Source organism: Criibacterium bergeronii (assembly GCF_001693775.2).
Classification (GTDB): domain Bacteria; phylum Bacillota; class Clostridia; order Peptostreptococcales; family Filifactoraceae; genus Peptoanaerobacter; species Peptoanaerobacter bergeronii.
Window position 1 is genome coordinate 1 of the sequence record NZ_MBEW02000059.1, and the last position, 2,360, is coordinate 2,360.

1 protein-coding gene and 14 tRNA genes are annotated in these 2,360 nt (G+C 41.5%); 1 reads left to right on the forward strand and 14 read right to left on the reverse strand.

Annotated features, from left to right (window positions below; translation table 11 throughout):
• The coding region (locus BBG48_RS10615) for a transposase (protein WP_199560412.1) at window positions 1-282 on the forward strand (282 nt) is incomplete at its 5' end.
• A gap of 441 nt (window positions 283-723) precedes the next feature.
• Here the strand turns inward: BBG48_RS10615 and BBG48_RS10620 are convergent.
• The 14 genes from BBG48_RS10620 to BBG48_RS10685 form a co-directional block, all read right to left on the reverse strand.
• Window positions 724-800: transfer RNA gene (locus BBG48_RS10620), tRNA-Met, on the reverse strand.
• Window positions 801-811: 11 nt separating this feature from the next.
• Window positions 812-888, reverse strand: a tRNA-Ile gene (locus BBG48_RS10625).
• 7 nt (window positions 889-895) lie between these two features.
• Window positions 896-972: transfer RNA gene (locus tag BBG48_RS10630), tRNA-Ile, on the reverse strand.
• A gap of 14 nt (window positions 973-986) precedes the next feature.
• Window positions 987-1,063: transfer RNA gene (locus BBG48_RS10635), tRNA-Pro, on the reverse strand.
• A gap of 4 nt (window positions 1,064-1,067) precedes the next feature.
• Window positions 1,068-1,142 (reverse strand) — tRNA-Trp (locus tag BBG48_RS10640).
• 112 nt (window positions 1,143-1,254) lie between these two features.
• Window positions 1,255-1,331: transfer RNA gene (locus BBG48_RS10645), tRNA-Pro, on the reverse strand.
• Between the two features lie 4 nt (window positions 1,332-1,335).
• A tRNA-Trp gene (locus tag BBG48_RS10650) sits at window positions 1,336-1,410 on the reverse strand.
• 112 nt (window positions 1,411-1,522) lie between these two features.
• A tRNA-Pro gene (locus BBG48_RS10655) sits at window positions 1,523-1,599 on the reverse strand.
• 3 nt (window positions 1,600-1,602) lie between these two features.
• Window positions 1,603-1,694, reverse strand: a tRNA-Ser gene (locus tag BBG48_RS10660).
• Window positions 1,695-1,783, reverse strand: a tRNA-Ser gene (locus BBG48_RS10665).
• A 101-nt stretch (window positions 1,784-1,884) separates the two neighbouring features.
• Window positions 1,885-1,961 (reverse strand) — tRNA-Arg (locus tag BBG48_RS10670).
• A 51-nt stretch (window positions 1,962-2,012) separates the two neighbouring features.
• Window positions 2,013-2,089: transfer RNA gene (locus BBG48_RS10675), tRNA-Arg, on the reverse strand.
• Between the two features lie 13 nt (window positions 2,090-2,102).
• Window positions 2,103-2,176, reverse strand: a tRNA-Gly gene (locus BBG48_RS10680).
• A 4-nt stretch (window positions 2,177-2,180) separates the two neighbouring features.
• A tRNA-Tyr gene (locus tag BBG48_RS10685) sits at window positions 2,181-2,266 on the reverse strand.
• Window positions 2,267-2,360: the final 94 nt, after the last annotated feature.

Here is a 2,360-nt window from a genome sequence, read left to right on the forward strand (position 1 = left end):
TCAGCCTACAATAACGCTAATTCTAGAAATGGTTACTATCACAGGACTTTTAAAAGCGAGTTTGGCGAATTTAACCTTAAAATTCCAAGGGATAGACAAGGTACATTTTCTCAAAAGACCATTGAGTCTTTTAAAGATGCTAATGACACTTTGCAAGACACAATCAAATTGTTCTACCAAAACGGTCTAACCAAAATGCGTAGCAGTCAATACTTTGGACACATTGGATTCCTCTATCAGCTTTCTATATCCGGCGATTTATTCATCTTGAATAAACTATAGTAGCATCAATATTACCCTCCACCTGTGTAAGTATCATTATCAAACGCTACGCTCCACATCTTAACAATCATACTTGATATAAGTTTTAACCTTTTAAAGGCAGATGTATCATCGCATAGGAAATTATTTTTTAAATGTTTATATTATTTTGTCCTGTGGCTTTAATGCTAATATCATCGCTCACTCTAATAAAAAACAATTTCTTGTTACCTCAATCTATTATTTTTTCATTGTACATAGCTTCATGCCATAAGATTGAGATTTTTTTACACCTTGATTAATTAATATTTGCTTTTTTACCTCACTTTATGTATCATGATAGAAAAAATAAATATAAACAAAAAAGGCTCTATAATCTCTCTTGGGTTTCCCCAATTAAGATTATAGAGCCTAAAAAAATATATAAAAAAGAGAATATAATTCATATATTCTCTAAAATAATGGTAGCGGCAATAGGGATCGAACCAATGACCTTTCGGGTATGAACCGAACGCTCTAGCCAGCTGAGCTATGCCGCCATATTAAATATTGGTGGGCCTTCAGGGACTCGAACCCCGGACCTGCCGGTTATGAGCCGGACGCTCTAACCAACTGAGCTAAAGGCCCCAATAATTGGTGGGCTTAGCTGGACTCGAACCAGCGACCTCACGCTTATCAGGCGTGCGCTCTAACCTCCTGAGCTATAAGCCCACAGTATAAAACTATGGTCGAGGTGGAGGGACTCGAACCCCCGACCCCATGGTCCCAAACCACGTGCGCTACCAAACTGCGCTACACCTCGAAAATGGCAGGGGTGGTAGGACTTGAACCCACGGCATTTGGTTTTGGAGACCAACGTTCTACCACTGAACTACACCCCTAACCTGATATAAAACAAATGACTAAAGTATAAGTCTAATGACTTATTCTAAACGACCAACATATCAGATTTTGATGTAGAATATATTACCTATCAATAATCATAAAAAAAGTTGGTCGAGGTGGAGGGACTCGAACCCCCGACCCCATGGTCCCAAACCACGTGCGCTACCAAACTGCGCTACACCTCGAAAATGGCAGGGGTGGTAGGACTTGAACCCACGGCATTTGGTTTTGGAGACCAACGTTCTACCACTGAACTACACCCCTAACCTGATATAAAACAAATGACTAAAGTATAAGTCTAATGACTTATTCTAAACGACCAACATATCAGATTTTGATGTAGAATATATTACCTATCAATAATCATAAAAAAAGTTGGTCGAGGTGGAGGGACTCGAACCCCCGACCCCATGGTCCCAAACCACGTGCGCTACCAAACTGCGCTACACCTCGATATGGCGGAGAAGGAGGGATTTGAACCCTCGCGCCCCTTATCGAGGCCTACTCCCTTAGCAGGGGAGCCTCTTCAGCCACTTGAGTACTTCTCCTGGCGGAGAGGGTGGGATTCGAACCCACGGTCCCTTTCGGAATCGCTAGTTTTCAAGACTAGTTCCTTAAACCACTCGGACACCTCTCCATAATAAAAGACACATCATAACTATGTATCAAAAAACATAATGAAAGTTTAGGCAAAACAATTCATCATATATATATTAAATTGTAATTAATAAAATTTTATGGTGTGCCTGGAGGGATTCGAACCCCCGACACACGGCTTAGAAGGCCGTTGCTCTATCCTACTGAGCTACAAGCACATAAAATAGTATAAAACAATCAAGCAAAACAAACCAAACATAAAAATTTTATGGTGTGCCTGGAGGGATTCGAACCCCCGACACACGGCTTAGAAGGCCGTTGCTCTATCCTACTGAGCTACAAGCACATAGAATTTTTAATGGAGCGGGTGAAGGGGATCGAACCCTCGCAACTGGTTTGGAAGACCAGGGCTCTACCACTGAGCTACACCCGCAAAATGGTGGAGGAGATTGGATTCGAACCAATGTAGGAGTTAACCAACAGATTTACAGTCTGCCCCCTTTAACCACTCGGGCACTCCTCCACAATAAATATACTTCCAATATTAAGTTTTAATAAGTTCTATGGAGCTGGCGGTCGGAATCGAACCAACAACCTGCTGATTACAAGTCAGCTGC